We start from the raw sequence: 14989 nt of genomic DNA, 5'->3' as shown, positions 1-14989 counted from the left end.
GGCAGGGCCCGTTCCGGGCACGCCGAGGGCCGAGTTGCCGCACTGTGCGGTCGGGTCGGGTGAGATGTCGTGCAGCCGGGGCGCGCCCGGTCAGGGGCGCTCGGGTAGCTGGACGTCCACCCGCAGCCCGCCGTGCTCGGCGGGGCGGGCGGCGATCAGGCCGTCGTGCGCCTGGGTGATCGAGCGGGCGATGGCCAGTCCCAGGCCCGCGCCGCCGCTGTGGTTCGTACGGTCCCGGGCGAGGCGACGGAACGGCTCGAAGAGTCCGGCCACCGCCTCGGCCGGCACCACCTGGCCGGTGTTGACCACGACCAGTGCCGGGTCCCGGCCGACCGTGACGGTCAGCGTCCCGCCCGGCCGGTTGTACTTGATCGCGTTCTCCACCAGGTTGCTCACCAGCCGCTCCAGCAGCACCCGCTCGCCCATGACCATCCGAGGTTCGAGGTGGCTCTCGACGCTCACCCCGGCCGCTTCGGCCCGTTCCTGGTACGAGGCGAGCACCATGCCGACGATCTCGTCCAGGCGCTGCGGTAGCCGCGACCGCAGCCCCTGGTCACTCTCGCTGAGCGCGAGCAGCCCTTCGATCAGCCGCTCGTTGCGCTCGTTGGTCTCCAGCAGTTGACCGGTCAGCAACTCAAGCTGCTCCGCGCTGAGCGCCCGAGCCATGCCGACCTCGATCAACGTCCGCTGCACCGCCAACGGCGTACGCAGTTCGTGCGAGGCGTTCGCGGCGAACCTGCGCTGGCCCTCGTAGCCGGCGGCGATGCGTTCCATCATCTCGTCGATCGACCGGGCCAGCCGGGCCAGTTCGTCGTTGCCGCGTGGCCGGACCCGGTGGCCGAGATTCTGCGGCCCGACGTACGAGATCGGCCCGGCAAGATCACGCACCGGCCGCAGACACCACACGGCGGCGGCCCACACCCCGACCAGCGCGACCAGGAGTACGGCGAGGCCGGTCAGCCGGTAGAGCGGTTCGGCCAGCGTGTATGCCGCGCCGCACACCCGGCTGGCCCCGGGCAGTCCCACGTCACAGAACCCCCGACCCTGGTACCACAGGGTGCCCAGCGCCCACTTCGTCAGCGTCGGCATGGTGAAGCCGACGAGGAGGGCGAGCGCGCCGACCAGCACGATCCGCCGGCGTGGTGTCATGCCGGGCCGCCGATCCGGTAACCGGCCCTGGGCACGGTGTGGATGACCTGCGGCTCGCCGAGCTTCTTGCGCAGCGTCATCACGGTGACCCGTACCGCGTTGGTGAACGGGTCGGCGAACTCGTCCCACGCCTGTTCCAGCAGTTCCTCCGCGCTGACCACCCGCCCGTCGGCGCGCATCAGCACGTGCAGCACGGCGAACTCCTTCGGGCTCAGGTTGACCGGCCTGCCGTCCCGGGTGACCCGGTGCCGGGCCACGTCCAACGTCACGCCGTGCTGCGCCAGCACCGGGGGCAACGCCGGAGCCGAGCGTCGCCCGAGGGCCTGCACCCGCGCGACCAGTTCCGCGAAGGCGAACGGCTTGGTCAGGTAGTCGTCCGCGCCGAGGCCGAGACCCTCCACCCGGTCCCGAATGCCGGCGGCGGCGGTGAGCAGCAGCACCCGGGTGCCCGAGCCGGAGTCGGCCAGGCAGCGACACACCTCGTCGCCGGTGTGCCCCGGCATGTCCCGGTCCAGCACGGCGACGTCGTACCGGTTGACCCCGATCCGCTCCAGCGCGCCGCCACCGTCGTAGCAGACGTCGACCGCCATAGAGAAACGGCGCAGCCCTTCGGCGACCGTATCCGCCAGCAATCGCTCGTCGTCCGCCACCAGCACTCGCACGTTCCGCCCCCCGTGGTCAGTCACCGTCCGGCATACGCTCTCAGGCCCGAGTTAAGGATTCTGTAAGCGCCCGCCGACCAATCCTCCACGCCACTACCTACCAACAAACAGACACAAGTCCCCCCACCTGCACCCCCACCCCCTCCCACCCCCCAAACCACCCCCACCCACCCCACCAACAAGTGATCCACATCACTCACCCCTCCCCACCCCACCCCGCCCCACCCTCCCCGCCCACCCTCCCCGCCCGCCGATCTTGCACTTTCGGTCGCCGATATGCGCTTGATAACCCTTTTGCCCCGACCGTAAGTGCAAGATCGACGAGGAGATCGGGGGCCAGGCTGCGTTGCTCGTCTGCGGCGCAGGCCAACCACGCTGGTCGGCCGCCTTCTCCTCGCCGCGGATCTTGGTACGGGACGGCCTCCATGGGGGCTCCATGGGGGCCGTTACGTACCAAGATCCGCGCGAGACAGGAGCTAGGAGAGGGCGGCTTGGACGGTGGCGACTACGTGGGCGGGGCGCCGGTAGAGGTCACGGTCGGTGAAGTAGCGCATCCGCCAGCCCTGCGCGTCGAGCCAGTTGATGCGCTCCCGGTCGTACCGGAACGCTTCGCGATCGAGGTGGGAAATGCCGTCGTACTCGATGCCGACCCGGCGTTCCCGGTAGCCCAGGTCGACGCGGAAGCGCGGTAGTCCGGCGGTGTCCGGAACCCATAGTTGCGGCTCGGGTGGCGGCAGCCGCCCGTCCAGCAGCACCAACCGCAGTTGGCTCTCCTGGCGGCATTCGGCCCGGCCGTCCGCCAGCGGCACCAGCTCCCGCGCCTGCCGCACGCCGCGTAGCGCGCGATGGACGCACACCTCAGCCAGCAGGTCGTCGGGAGTCACCGCGGCGGATCTGAGGGCGGCGTCCAGGACGGGAAGCGCGTCGAGGCGCCGCACCGTACGCGCCAGGTCGACGGCGCAGCGCGCCGCCGGCACGCACGGCAGCCCTTGGACGAGTACGGGCTGCACCGGCAGCACGGAATGGTGCACCACCAGGCCGGGCAGCCGGGGTTTCGGCACAGTATTGGGCACCTGGACGTGCACGAGGTCGTCGCGCAGCACGCCGAAGCCGTACCGTCGGGCCGCCGTCTGCCGGGCGAACATGGCGCCCGCCGGCAGACACAACAGCAGGGCCCGCAGTTCGTCCTCGTCGTCGGGCGGCTGGTCCGCATAGACACCCCGACGCACCCGGCGCAACTCCTCCCGACCCAGCCGGGTGCGAAGCCGCCGGGCGCTCAGCGTCCGCACCAGGGTCTGCACCCGCCACAGTTGAGCGCTCACCCGAGCACCCTCCCCCACCTCCCACCGCCCGCCCCACCCCAACGCCCTCCCCTGTGGACAACCAACCCCCCTGTGGAAAACCCCCACCCACCCCCGCACCCGTGCTACGCCACCCCCCAACCACCCGCGATCTTGCACTTCTGGTCGGCCGTTCGAGTAATTCATCCCGAATTACACCGACCAAAAGTGCAAGATCGCGGAGGGGGGCGGGGGCGGGGGCGGGGGCGGGGGGGCGCGGGGGCGCGAGGGGGGCGGGGTTAGCGGGAGTCGAGGAGGGGTTGGGTGGGGGTCCAGGGTGGGCGGCCGGCGGCGTCGTGGCGACGGCGGGCGATGGCGGAGAGGGCTTCGAGGACCACCCGGTTGCCGAGGTAGGCGGTGATGTCGGCGTGGTCGTACGGCGGGGCGACCTCGACCACGTCGACGCCGACGACCGGGAGTTCGTAGCAGACCCGGCGGACCGCGTCGAGCAACTGGCGGGAGGTGAAGCCGCCCGGCTCGGGGGTGCCGGTGCCGGGCGCCATGCCGGGGTCCACCACGTCCACGTCGACGGAGAGGAAGACGCCCTCGCACTCGTCGGTGGCAATGCCGAACGCCTCGGTGAGGCAGTCGTCCAGGCCACGAGACACGATCTCGGTCATCTCGTACGAGCGCATCCGCTGCTCGGCCATCCAGGCCAGCGTCGAGGGTCCCGGCCAGTAACCGCGCAGTCCGATCTGGAGGAAACGGTCACCGCGTACCGCGCCGGATTCGATGAGCCGCCGCATTGGCTGGCCGTGCCCGTGCAGGGAACCGAACTCGACGTCCCCGGTGTCGGCATGCGCGTCGAAGTGCACCAACGACACCCGGCCGAGCCCGTGGTGGCGGGCCACGCCGGTGGCGTCGGGCAGGGCGATGGAGTGGTCGCCGCCGAGGATCACCGGAATCGCGCCGGCCGAGGCCACCGCGTACACGGCGGTTTCCAGGGCGGCCAGCGAGCGCTCGATGTCGCCGGAGAACATCTCCACGTCACCGGCGTCGTACACCCGCAGGTCCTTGAGCGCGTCGACGCGCAGCGCGAGCGACGGGCGGGAGCCGTCGTGCGGCAGGTAGCAGGCCTGGCGGATGGCCGACGGGCCGAACCGGGTGCCGGGACGGTGCGAGGTGCCGCCGTCGAAGGGTGCGCCGATGACGACCACGTCGGCGTCGGCGTACGTCACCGGCTCCTCCAGGGTGCACGGCGGTACGCCGAGGAACGTGACGTCCGGGCCGTACATCGGGCCGCACCGGGTCATCGTTCCTCCATGCCCCAGGGCGAACCGTAGGCGGTCAGCAGGTCGAGGAAGGGCTTCGGCGGCAGCGCCTCCGGGCCGAGCACTCCGACGCCCGACCATCCGCCACCCGCCAGCAGTTCCAACGCGACGACCGGGTTGACCGCGGTCTGCCACACCACCGCCTGGTGGCCGTACTCGCGCATCGACCACTCGTTGTCGACCACGTGGTAGAGGTAGACCTCCCGGGGCTGGCCGTCGACGCCGGTCCCCCGTACCCAGGTGCCGGCGCAGGTCTTGCCGCGCATCCGGTCGCCGAGGGTGGCCGGATCGGGCAGGCAGGCGGCCACCACGTCACGCGGCGACACCTCGACGCCCTTCACCGAGACCGGCGACGTCGAGTCCAGGCCGAGCTTGTGCAGCGTCTTGAGCACCTCGATGAACTCGTCGCCGAGGCCGTACTTGAAGGTGACCCGCTTCGCCGGCACCCAGCGCGGGATCAGCAGCACCTCCTCGTGCTCCACGTTGACGCACTCGACCGGCCCGATCCCCTCGGGGAAGTGGAACACCTCCGGCTCACTGAACGGCTCGGTGGTGAACCAGCCCCGCCCGTCCTCCCAGATCACCGGCGGGTTCAGGCACTCCTCGATGGTGGTCCAGATCGAGAACGACGGCGCGAAGTCGTAGCCGTCCACGGTCAGGTTCGCGCCGTCGCGTACCCCGATCTCGTCGATCTCGCCGAACAGCTCGTCGGCGGCGTACCGGGCGAAGACGTCCGACAGGCCCGGTTCGACGCCGATGCCGCACAGTGCGAGGCGTCCCGCATCGGCCCACCGGTCGGCCACCGCGAACTGCTCGTCGCCGAGCTTCACGCCGGTCTCCTGGTAGGGCCGGGCCGGGTGCGGCTTCGACAGCGACATCGCCATGTCCAGGTAGTCGGCGCCGGCCGCGTACGCCCCGTCGAAGAGCGGCATGACGAACCGTGGGTCGACCGCGTTGAGCACGTGGGTGATCCGATGCTCGTGGCAGGCCGCCGCCACCGCCTCGGCCGAACTGGCGTCGAGTTGGACGGCGACGAAACGGTCGTCCTGACCGGCGATGGCCCGCGCCGCGCGGCCCGGGTCGTAGTCGGCGACCACCATCGTCTCGAAGAATGTGCGCCGGGCCGCGATGGCGACGACAGCGGCGCCGACGCCACCGGCGCCGACCAGCAGGATACGCATCAGGAATCGAACCCCAAACCAAACCGATCGAGTGTACGGAGCCAGAGATTGCGCCGCCCCTGTCGCGCGTCGGCGCGGGCCAGGGACCAGCGGGTGAGCCCGATGCCGACCGCGCGGGCCGGTTCGGGCGGGAACGGCAGCGGCTTGTCGCGCACCAGGGCGAGCCGGGTCAGCGGGGTGTCCGCTCCGGCGACCAGGTCGAGTAGCACCCGGGCGCCGAACCGGGTGGCGCCCACGCCCAACCCGGTGTAGCCGGCCGCGTACGCCAGCCGCCCGTCGTACGCGGTGCCGAAGAAGGCGCAGAACCGGGTGCAGGTGTCGATCACTCCACCCCAGCGGTGGCTGAACCGCACCTCGGCCAGTTGCGGGAAGGTGGTGAAGAAGTGCGCGGCCAGGGCGGTGAAGGTCGCCTCCCGCTGTTCCAGTGCGGGTGCCATCCGGTTGCCGTAGTGGTAGACCGCGTCGTAGCCACCGAACAGGATCCGGCCGTCGCCGGTGATCCGGTAGTAGTGGAACTGGTTGCCGGTGTCCGCCAGCCCCTGCCGGTTGCGCCAGCCGATGGCGTCCCGCTGGGCGGGCGTCAGCGGTTCGGTCATCAGCGCGTAGTCGTACACCGGCACGACCCGGGCCCGCAGCCGGCGCAGCAGCGGCGGAAACGCGTTGGTGGCCATCACCACCCGGTCGGCGCGCACCACCCCCGGGATGCCGTCGGCGCCGGTGGTCTCGGCGTGCAGCGCGGCGCCGGCCCGACGCAGTCCGGTGACCCGGGTGTGCTCGTGGATCCGTACCCCGAGGTCGAGACAGGCCCGGCGCAGCCCCCAGGCCAGCCGCGCCGGATCGAGCATCGCCACCCGGTCGCGGTCCCACAGCCCACCGAGGTACGTCGGCGAGTCCACCTCGGCGCGTACCTCGTCGGCGTCGAGCAGGCTGACGTCGTGGCCGTACCGGCGGGCCAGCGCGACGTCCTCGGCCAGCCCTTCCAGCTGGTACGGCTCGACCGCCACGGCCAGCTCGCCGGTGCGCTCGAAGTCGCAGTCGATGCCGTACTCGGCCACGGTCGCCGCGATGGCGTCCAGGTTCTCCCGGCCGAGCCGCTCCAACTCGTCGATCTCGTCGGGGAAGCGGTGCACCCCGTTGGCCAACCCGTGGGTGAGCGAGGCGGCGCAGAACCCCCCGTTACGTCCGGAGGCCGCCCAGCCGCAGCTGCCCGCCTCCAGCAGCAGCACGTCCCGCCCCGGGTCGGCCCGCTTGGCCAGCAGGGCGGCCCACAACCCGCCGTACCCGCCGCCGACCACCAACAGGTCGGCGGCGGTCGGGCCGACCAGCGGCGGCAGCGGGTCGGGCCGTTCCGGCCGGTCCAGCCAGTACGGTGCGCGTACCGCGTCGGCGAGCGCCCGGCCGGGGTGCGGCAGGTTCATGACCGGCTGGCCGCCCTCTGTTTCGGAGCGGTCACCGGCACCGCCGCCCGGCGTGCCCGCCGGCCCCGCAACGTACTGGCCAGCACCAGCAGCAGCGCGATCCCGAACATGGCCGTACCGATGACGTTCACCTGTGGCGGGATGCCCCGCTGGGCGGCGCCCCAGACGTACATCGGGAACGTGACGGTGGTGCCGGAGTTGAAGTTCGTGATGATGAAGTCGTCGAAGCTGAGCGAGAAGGCCAGCAGCGCGGCGGCCACGATGCCGGGGAGCACCAACGGCAGGGTGATCCGGCGGAACGTCTGCCACTCGCTGGCGTAGAGGTCCATTGCGGCCTCCTCCAGCCGCCGGTCCATCCCGGCCAGCCGCGCCTTGACCGTCACCACCACGAACGACACGCAGAACATGATGTGCGCGATGACGATGGTCCAGAAGCCCAGCGGCACCCCACCGGAGACGAAGAGCGCCAGCAACGACGTACCCATCACCAGTTCCGGCGTGGCCATCGGCAGGAAGATCAGCACGTTGAGCCCGGAACGGCCCCGGAACCGGTGCCGGACCAGGGCGAACGCCATCAGGGTGCCGAGCAGGGTGGCGGCCACCGTGGCGAGGAAACCGATCTGCACGCTACGCAGCACGGCATCGCACATCTCGGAGGTGGCGCACGGGTTACGCCAGTTGTCGAGGGTGAACTCGTTGAAGTCGTACGACAGCCGGCTCGACGGACGGTTGAACGACAGCGCGGCGACCACGGCGATCGGCAGGAACAGGTAGCCGAGCACCAGCAGCGCGACCCCCATCACCCAGTGCTGGGCGAACCACCGGGAAATCCTCACAGTGCCCACCCTTCGTTCGCGACTGCGGGGCTCCGCTGCGCTGCACTCCTCGCGCTCACAGTGCCCACCCTTCGTTCGCGACTGCGGGGCTCCGCTGCGCTGCACTCCTCGCGCTCACAGGACTTCCTCCGTGCCGGCCCGGCGCAGGTAGACGAAGACCACCGCGAGGATCGCCGACATCAGCAGGAACGACAGCGCCGCGCCCTGCGGGTAGTCCAGGCGGACCAGGAAGGCCGAGTCGATGACGTTGCCGATCATGTACTGGTTCGGGGTGCCGAGCAGTTCGGCGTTGATGTAGTCGCCGGTCGCCGGGATGAAGAACAGCAGGGTGCCGGCGATCAGCCCGGGCATCGACAGCGGCAGGGTGACCCGACGGAACGTCTTGAGCGGACTGGCGTACAGGTCGCTGGAGGCTTCCAGCAGTCGGTAGTCGAGCCGCTCCAGGCTCGCGTACAGCGGCAGCACCAGGAACGGCAGGAAGTTGTACGTCAGGCCGAGCACCACCGCGACCGGGGTGGCCAGCAGCCGCCCGTCCGGGCCGAGCAGGTGCACGTCGCGCAGCAGCCCGACCAGCCAGCCGTTGTCCGACAGGATGGTCTTCCAGGCCAACGTACGCACCAGGAAGCTGGTGAACATCGGCGCCACCACGCAGACCAGCAGCAGGTTCTTCCACCGGCCGGCCTTCTGCGCGATCGCGTACGCCAGCGGGTAGCCCATCAGCAGCGCCAGCACCAGCGCGATGCCGGCGTACAGGAACGACCGGCTGAACTGTGGCCAGTACTGCTGCAACGCCGCCGGGTAGTTGCCGAACGCCCAGGTCAGCGTGTACCCGGTGGAGAGCGAGCCCTCCGGGTCGTAGAGGCTGGCGGCGGCGAGCTGCAACAGCGGCACCGCGAAGAAGAGGAACAGCCAGGCCGCGCCGGGCAGCAACAGCAGGTACGGCAGGAACCGGTACCGCCCCGGGCGGGCAGCCGGCGGCGGCGACGCCGACTGCCCGGAACCGGTGGGTACGTGAGCGAAGGCGCTCACGCCGCCGCCTCGCTTCGCTCGGCAGCGACGCGGGGCGCCGCACCGCTGTGCCGGATGGTTCGCTCGCTCCGCTCGCTCACGAGGACGCACCCACCGGCTCGTCCAGTACCGGGGTGGTGCGGTCGTTCTCGTCGGCGCGGCGGCTGAGCAGGAAGGCGTGCCGGGGATCCCAGTACGCCACGGCCCGTTCGCCGACGGCGAAGCGCTGCTGCGCCCCACTGTTGGCGACGAAGATGCTCAGCTCGGTGCCCCAACCGGTACGCAGCAGATACTGGGTGCTCACCCCGACGTACGAGGCGTCGGTGATGGTCCCGTCGAGATGCTGGCTGCCGGCGGGTACCTGCACGGCGGCACCGGCCAGCTGCAGCTTCTCCGGACGGATGCCGAGGTAGACCGGGCCCCGGTCGGTACGGGCCCGGGCCGACGGCACCGAGAACCGCGCGCCGTGCGCGGTGACCATGGTGTCGCTGCCGTTGCTGCCGAAGACGTCACCGGCGATCAGGTTGGACTGGCCGAGGAAGTTGGCCACGAACGCGGTGGCCGGGAACTCGTAGATGTCGGCCGGTGCACCGAGTTGCTCGATCCGCCCCGCGTTCATCACCGCGACCGTGTCGGCCATCGTCATGGCCTCCTCCTGGTCGTGGGTGACGTGCACGAAGGTGATGCCGACCTCGGTCTGGATCCGCTTGAGTTCGATCTGCATCTGGCGACGCAGCTTGAGGTCCAGCGCGCCCAGCGGCTCGTCCAGCAGCAGCACCTGCGGGTGGTTGATCAACGCGCGGGCCAACGCGACCCGCTGCTGCTGGCCACCGGAGAGCTGGGTGGGGCGACGCCGCTCGTACCCGTCGAGTTGGACCAGCGACAGCATCTGCCGGACCTGCTGGTCCACCGACCGGATGCCGCGCCGACGCAGCCCGAAGGCCACGTTCTCGAAGATGTCCAGGTGCGGAAAGAGCGCGTAGCTCTGGAACACCGTGTTGACCGGCCGCTTGTACGGGCGCAGCCGGGCGATGTCCCGGTCACCGAGCAGCACCTGCCCGCTGGTCGGCTCCTCCAGCCCGGCGATCATCCGCAGCGTGGTCGTCTTGCCGCAGCCGGAGGCACCGAGCAGGGCGAAGAACGTACCCTGGCCGATGGTCAGGCTGAGGTCGTCGACTGCGGTGAACGCGCCGAACGTCTTGGTGAGGTTGGCCAGGCGCAGGTCGCCGGCCGGTGTCTCCTGCGCCATCGTCACGCTCCGATAACCTGCTGGAACTTGGTCTCGTACTCGCGCTCCTGCTTCTCGTCCAGCGCCATGAAGACCCGGGCCTTGGAGAGAATGGCCTCGTCGGGGAAGATCAGCGGGTTCTCGGCCAGCTCCGGGTCGATCTTCTCCATCTCCGCCTGCGCGCCCTGGACCGGGCAGATGTAGTTGACGTAGGCGGCGAGTTGGGCGGCGACCGCCGGCTCGTAGTAGTAGTTGATCAGCTCTTCGGCGTTGGCCTTGTGGGTCGCCTTGTTCGGTACGAGCATGTTGTCCGACCAGAGCATCACCCCGGACTCCGGCACCACGAACTTGATCCGCTCGTCGTCGAAGCCGAGCTGGATGATGTCACCGGACCAGCCGACGCACGCCGCGATGTCTCCCTTGGCCAGGTCGGGCGCGTAGTCGTTGCCGGTGAACCGGCGGATCTGCCCGGAGGCGACGGCCTTCTTGAGCTTGTTGAGCGCGTCGTCGAACTGGTTGCTGGTGAAGTCGGACGGGTTGTGGCCGTTGGACATCAACAGCAGGCCCATGGTGTCGCGCATCTCGGTCAGGGCGGTCACCTTGCCCTTGAGGTCCGGGCGGGTGAGCAGCTCGTCGACCGTACGGATCTCCCCGGTGACCCGGCCGTTGTACGCCAGTCCGGCCAGGCCGGACTGCCACGGCACGGCGAGGTGGTTGTCCACGTCGAAGGGGCGGTTGCGCAGCGACGGCAGCAGGTTCGCCTCGACGTTGGGCAGCTTCGACTTGTCGAGCTTCTGGATCCAGCCCAACCGGATCATCCGGGCGGCCATCCAGTCGGTGAGCACCATGACGTCCCGCCCGGTGGCCTGACAGGCCGCGAGCTGGTTCTGCACCTTGCCGAAGAATTCGTTGTTGTCGTTGACATCCTCGGTGTAGGTCACCTGGATGCCGGACTTGCTGATGAACCCGTCGAGCGAGGGACGCTTGGAATTGTTGTCCTCGTCGACGTCCATGTACTGCGGCCAGTTGGAGAAGGCCAGTTTCTTCTCCGTACCGGAAAGGTCCTCGCTGCCGCAGCCAGCCTCGGTCTGCTGGGCACCCGGCGTGCCGCAGCCGGCGAGGGTGCCACCTGCGGCGAGCAGCGCAGCCGAGCCGAGGGTGCCAGTGAGCAGACCACGCCGGGTGAGGGGCCGGGAGGGACTACGCATGTGACGACTCCTATGGGTCATCGTCGGCGGCGGGACGGGGGGTGGGCGCGCCGGCGGGAGGGTCAATGGCGATGGACGACTGATCCTGACATGAGGAGACCTCTCTCACAAGGGATTCCGTTGCTGCAATAGCCTCGGACGACGAATTACGCCAGACTGCCCGATGGCATTAGGCTCAGCCCGGTGACGGACATGGGGAGCGGTCGATGACGAACCGGCAGCATGACAACGGCAATGGCGGACGCCGGGTCAGCGTGCGCGAGGGCGCGAGCCACGTCCTGCTCGACGATGTGGCCAAGCAGATCATCGAGCAACTCCAGGAGGACGGGCGCCGGCCGTACGCCACCATCGGCAAGGCGGTGGGCCTCTCCGAAGCGGCGGTACGCCAACGGGTGCAGCGCCTACTCGACGCCGGGGTGATGCAGATCGTCGCGGTCACCGATCCGCTCCAACTCGGCTTCCCCCGACAGGCCATGATCGGTCTGCGTACCGACGGGGACCTGGAGAGAGTGGCGGACCGGATCGCCGAGTTGGAGGAGGTCGACTACGTCGTGATCACCGCCGGCTCGTTCGACCTGCTGGCCGAGGTGGTCTGCCGCAACGACGAGCACCTGCTGGAGATCCTGCAACGCCTGCGCGCCGTCTCCGGCGTGGTCTCCACCGAGGCGTTCGTCTACCTCAAACTCCGCAAGCAGACCTACACCTGGGGCACCGCCTGACCCACCCCACCCACCCCGCCCGCGCCCGGCCCCGCTTGACCCGGCCCCGCTTGACCCGGCCCTGCTTGACCCGGCCCTGCTTGATCGACTCCGTTCCGCCGGAACGGTGGCATCAGCGGGGCACAGACCCCGCCATTCCGGCGGAACGGAGCCGATCACCCGGCCCACCCCGGTCGCCGGGACCGCCTCGGTCGGTCAGAGGGCGGGTGGGCGCGGGGTGGCGGCGACGAAGGCGCGCCAGGCGTCGGGGGTGAAGGCCAGGATGCCGGCGGCACGGTCCTTACTGTCCCGGACCAGGACCCGGCCGGGCAGGTTGTCGGCCACCTCGACGCAGTCGCCGCCGTTGTTGCTGCTGCGGGTGGCGGTGCGCCAACGGGCGCCGGTCATGTCCATGTCGTCGCCACGTCCCTGATCAGCTCGATGGACCGCGGCGCGGGGTGACGGCGACGAAGGCGCGCCAGGCGTCAGGGGTGAAGGCCAGGATGCCGGCGGCGCGGTCCTTGCTGTCCCGGACCAGGACCCGGCCGGGCAGGTTGTCCGCCACCTCGATGCAGTTGCCGCCGTTGTTGCTGCTGCGGGTGGCGGTGCGCCAATGGGCGCCGGTCATGTCCATGTCGTCGCCACTTCCCTGATCAGCTCGATGGACCGGCGACGGGGCAGCGCCTCACCGGTGACGCTCTCCCATCTCGCGCCCAGGCTAGCAAGGTCGGCACGCTCGGTCACCACCTGACCGCGCAGCTGGTTGTCCAGGTAGGCCGCCTCGCCACCGTCCGGCGTGCGGGCCAGCACGAACGGCCCGGCCAGGCCGGTGTGCCATGGGTTCTCCGCCGGAATCACCCGGACCTGCACGTTTTCCCGCTCGCCCAGGTCGGCCAGGTGGGCGAGCTGCCCGGCCATCACTGTCCGGTCACCGCCCACCCGCCGACGCAGCACCACCTCGTCGATCACCGCCACCAGTTGCAGCGGGCTCTCGCGCTGCAACACCCGCTGCCGCGCCAGCCGCGCCGCGACGACCTCCTCCACCTCCGCTGGCGGCACCAGGCCGCCCGTGGCCAGCACCGCCCGGGCGTACGCCTCGGTCTGGAGCAGTCCCGGCACCAACAGCGGCTCGTACGACCGGAGCGAGCTGGCCTTCTGCTCCAGTTCCGCCCACTCCCGAAACCACGGCAGGTCCCGACGACGAAACGGCTCCGGCCAGAGTTCCTTGACCTGCCGCCCAAGAGCCATGGCAACCGCGATCCGGGTACGCGGATGCGGAACCCGACCGCTCGCAAGCCACCGACCCGCCGTCTTCGGGTCGACGCCGACCTTCCCGGCCAACGACTCAGCGGTTTCACCCTTGTCCGCCATCGCCAGCCTCAGCGGCCCCGCTGGGCGAGGTCGGCCAGAGCGGGTGGGAGGTATGCGGATTCCGTTGCGTAATCCAGGGCAGTTCGCTGAATCCGTTGCATCAGGGCGAGCTGCCAACCGATTGCACTTGCTTTGCGGCATCAGGCTGTGGGATAACCGTGGGCAGAGCGGCCGGTGACCCCTGACCGGCCCGAGACCCGATGGGGCTGACATGGCCAACGCCACCGACCACCTCTGGATGCACTTCACCCGGATGGCGAGCTACTCCGCCGGCGAGGTACCGACCATCGTGCGCGGCGAGGGCGCGTACGTCTGGGACGCGCAGGGCCGCCGCTACCTGGACGGGCTCGCCGGGCTCTTCGTCGTCAACGCCGGCCACGGCCGCACCGAGTTGGCCGAGGCCGCCGCCAAGCAGGCCGGCGAGCTGGCCTACTTCCCGCTCTGGTCGTACGCGCACCCGACCGCCGTGGAGCTGGCCGAGCGGATCTCGACGCTCACCCCGGGCGACCTGAACCGGGTCTTCTTCACCACCGGCGGTTCCGAGGCGGTCGAGGCGGCCTGGAAGCTGGCCCGGGCGTACTTCAAGCGGGTCGGCAAGCCGACCAAGCACAAGGTGGTCAGCCGGTTCATCGCCTACCACGGCACCTCGATGGGGGCCCTGTCGATCACCGGCCTGCCCGGCATCAAGACCGATTTCGAGCCGCTGGTTCCCGGCGGCATCAAGGTGCCGAACACCAACTTCTACCGGGCGCCGGAGCACGGCGACGACCCGGTGGCGTTCGGCCGGTGGGCCGCCGAGGAGATCGGGCGGGCCATCGAGCGGGAGGGGCCGGACACCGTCGCGGCGGTCTTCCTGGAGCCGGTGCAGAACTCCGGCGGCTGCTTCCCGCCGCCGCCCGGGTACTTCGAGCGGGTCCGCGAGATCTGCGACGCGTACGACGTGCTGCTGGTCAGCGACGAGGTGATCTGCTCGTGGGGGCGGCTCGGCGAGTACTTCGGGGCGACCCGCTACGGCTACCAGCCCGACATCATCACCACCGCCAAGGGCATCACCTCGGGTTACGCGCCGCTCGGCGCGATGATCGCCAGCGACCGGCTGATGGAGCCGTTCCTCACCGAGACCGGCATGTTCGCCCACGGGGTGACCTTCGGCGGCCACCCGGTCTCCTGCGCGGTCGCGCTGGCCAACCTGGAGGTCTTCGCCCGCGAGGACCTGGTCGGGCACGTACGCGCCAACGAGGCGGCGTTCCGCGCCACCCTGGAGAAGCTGAACGACCTGCCGATCGTCGGTGACGTCCGGGGCGACGGCTACTTCTACGGCATCGAACTGGTCAAGGACAAGAACACTCGGGAGACCTTCGACGAGGCCGAGTCCGAGCGACTGCTGCGCGGCTTCCTCTCCAGCGCGTTGTTCTCCGCCGGGCTCTACTGCCGGGCCGACGACCGGGGCGACCCCGTGGTGCAGCTCGCCCCGCCGCTGATCGCCGGGCAGCAGCAGTTCGACGAGATCGAGCAGATCCTGCGTACCGTCCTCACCGAGGCGTGGTCCCGGCTCTAGCCCGAGTCACCCCGGCGCCAGCGTCCATCGTGGTCAGCCGGCCGGCATACCAGCGCCACCG

The 14989-nt window shown here is 70.3% G+C and carries 15 protein-coding genes; 2 read left to right on the top strand and 13 right to left on the bottom strand.

The genetic code is table 11. The features are described from left to right. Positions 1-90: 90 nt before the first annotated feature. The 10 genes from E0H26_RS05180 to E0H26_RS05135 all read right to left on the bottom strand — a co-directional run bounded on the left by E0H26_RS05180 (position 91) and on the right by E0H26_RS05135 (position 11301). Positions 91-1149, bottom strand: coding sequence for a sensor histidine kinase (locus E0H26_RS05180; RefSeq protein WP_131301340.1), 1059 nt, complete (start codon positions 1147-1149; stop codon positions 91-93). Next, complete coding sequence (locus tag E0H26_RS05175; RefSeq protein WP_131301338.1) at positions 1146-1811, bottom strand: response regulator transcription factor; 666 nt, start codon at positions 1809-1811, stop codon at positions 1146-1148. The genes E0H26_RS05180 and E0H26_RS05175 overlap by 4 nt, the downstream gene beginning before the upstream one ends. Positions 1812-2287: 476 nt before the next feature. Further along, positions 2288-3133: a DUF559 domain-containing protein gene (locus tag E0H26_RS05170; RefSeq protein WP_240742009.1), complete on the bottom strand. Its 846-nt coding sequence runs from the start codon at positions 3131-3133 to the stop codon at positions 2288-2290. Between the two features lie 257 nt (positions 3134-3390). Further along, entirely contained in the window at positions 3391-4404 is a 1014-nt protein-coding gene (gene speB / locus E0H26_RS05165) for an agmatinase (protein WP_131301336.1), read from the bottom strand. Further along, positions 4401-5603, bottom strand: coding sequence for a saccharopine dehydrogenase family protein (locus E0H26_RS05160; protein ID WP_131301334.1), 1203 nt, complete (start codon positions 5601-5603; stop codon positions 4401-4403). Before E0H26_RS05160 ends, speB begins: the two co-directional genes overlap by 4 nt. After that, positions 5603-7021, bottom strand: coding sequence for an NAD(P)/FAD-dependent oxidoreductase (locus E0H26_RS05155; RefSeq protein WP_131301332.1), 1419 nt, complete (start codon positions 7019-7021; stop codon positions 5603-5605). Before E0H26_RS05155 ends, E0H26_RS05160 begins: the two co-directional genes overlap by 1 nt. After that, positions 7018-7857: an ABC transporter permease gene (locus tag E0H26_RS05150; protein ID WP_240742008.1), complete on the bottom strand. Its 840-nt coding sequence runs from the start codon at positions 7855-7857 to the stop codon at positions 7018-7020. Before E0H26_RS05150 ends, E0H26_RS05155 begins: the two co-directional genes overlap by 4 nt. A 114-nt stretch (positions 7858-7971) precedes the next feature. Next, positions 7972-8886, bottom strand: a complete 915-nt coding sequence (locus tag E0H26_RS05145) for an ABC transporter permease (protein WP_131301330.1) — start codon at positions 8884-8886, stop codon at positions 7972-7974. Between the two features lie 76 nt (positions 8887-8962). Then, positions 8963-10114, bottom strand: coding sequence for an ABC transporter ATP-binding protein (locus E0H26_RS05140; RefSeq protein ID WP_131301472.1), 1152 nt, complete (start codon positions 10112-10114; stop codon positions 8963-8965). Between the two features lie 2 nt (positions 10115-10116). Further along, positions 10117-11301, bottom strand: a complete 1185-nt coding sequence (locus tag E0H26_RS05135; RefSeq protein ID WP_131301328.1) for a polyamine ABC transporter substrate-binding protein — start codon at positions 11299-11301, stop codon at positions 10117-10119. 206 nt (positions 11302-11507) lie between these two features. Between E0H26_RS05135 and E0H26_RS05130 the strand changes: the two genes are divergently transcribed. After that, positions 11508-12020, top strand: a complete 513-nt coding sequence (locus E0H26_RS05130) for an Lrp/AsnC family transcriptional regulator (protein WP_131301326.1) — start codon at positions 11508-11510, stop codon at positions 12018-12020. Positions 12021-12215: 195 nt separating this feature from the next. On the opposite strand, the gene E0H26_RS05120 is transcribed toward E0H26_RS05130, so the two are convergent. From E0H26_RS05120 to E0H26_RS05110, 3 genes are read right to left on the bottom strand one after another with little or no spacing between them, the layout of a single operon-like run. Continuing rightward, entirely contained in the window at positions 12216-12413 is a 198-nt protein-coding gene (locus E0H26_RS05120; protein WP_131301323.1) for a DUF397 domain-containing protein, read from the bottom strand. A gap of 19 nt (positions 12414-12432) precedes the next feature. Further along, entirely contained in the window at positions 12433-12633 is a 201-nt protein-coding gene (locus E0H26_RS05115; protein WP_131301321.1) for a DUF397 domain-containing protein, read from the bottom strand. After that, the gene (locus E0H26_RS05110; protein WP_131301319.1) at positions 12624-13370 is read right to left on the bottom strand and encodes a DUF5753 domain-containing protein; all 747 of its coding nucleotides are present in this window, start codon (positions 13368-13370) and stop codon (positions 12624-12626) included. The genes E0H26_RS05115 and E0H26_RS05110 overlap by 10 nt, the downstream gene beginning before the upstream one ends. A 211-nt stretch (positions 13371-13581) precedes the next feature. On the opposite strand from E0H26_RS05110, the gene E0H26_RS05105 reads away from it, so the two are divergent. Further along, the gene (locus E0H26_RS05105) at positions 13582-14928 is read left to right on the top strand and encodes an aspartate aminotransferase family protein (RefSeq protein WP_131301317.1); all 1347 of its coding nucleotides are present in this window, start codon (positions 13582-13584) and stop codon (positions 14926-14928) included. The last annotated feature ends 61 nt before the right edge of the window (positions 14929-14989 follow it).

The sequence above is a fragment of the Micromonospora zingiberis genome, from assembly GCF_004331455.1.
GTDB classification, from domain to species: Bacteria; Actinomycetota; Actinomycetes; order Mycobacteriales; family Micromonosporaceae; genus Micromonospora; species Micromonospora zingiberis.
This window is presented reverse-complemented; position numbering and strand designations above follow the sequence as displayed.

Bases quoted from the DNA above. Each gene is read 5' to 3' on its own strand.
- E0H26_RS05180 (WP_131301340.1), bottom strand. From the start codon at position 1,149: ATGACACCACGCCGGCGGATCGTGCTGGTCGGCGCGCTCGCCCTCCTC.
- speB (WP_131301336.1), bottom strand. From the start codon at position 4,404: ATGACCCGGTGCGGCCCGATGTACGGCCCGGACGTCACGTTCCTCGGC.
- E0H26_RS05160 (WP_131301334.1), bottom strand. From the start codon at position 5,603: ATGCGTATCCTGCTGGTCGGCGCCGGTGGCGTCGGCGCCGCTGTCGTC.
- E0H26_RS05155 (WP_131301332.1), bottom strand. From the start codon at position 7,021: ATGAACCTGCCGCACCCCGGCCGGGCGCTCGCCGACGCGGTACGCGCA.
- E0H26_RS05140 (WP_131301472.1), bottom strand. From the start codon at position 10,114: ATGGCGCAGGAGACACCGGCCGGCGACCTGCGCCTGGCCAACCTCACC.
- E0H26_RS05135 (WP_131301328.1), bottom strand. From the start codon at position 11,301: ATGCGTAGTCCCTCCCGGCCCCTCACCCGGCGTGGTCTGCTCACTGGC.
- E0H26_RS05130 (WP_131301326.1), top strand. From the start codon at position 11,508: ATGACGAACCGGCAGCATGACAACGGCAATGGCGGACGCCGGGTCAGC.
- E0H26_RS05120 (WP_131301323.1), bottom strand. From the start codon at position 12,413: ATGGACATGACCGGCGCCCGTTGGCGCACCGCCACCCGCAGCAGCAAC.
- E0H26_RS05115 (WP_131301321.1), bottom strand. From the start codon at position 12,633: ATGGACATGACCGGCGCCCATTGGCGCACCGCCACCCGCAGCAGCAAC.
- E0H26_RS05110 (WP_131301319.1), bottom strand. From the start codon at position 13,370: ATGGCGGACAAGGGTGAAACCGCTGAGTCGTTGGCCGGGAAGGTCGGC.
- E0H26_RS05105 (WP_131301317.1), top strand. From the start codon at position 13,582: ATGGCCAACGCCACCGACCACCTCTGGATGCACTTCACCCGGATGGCG.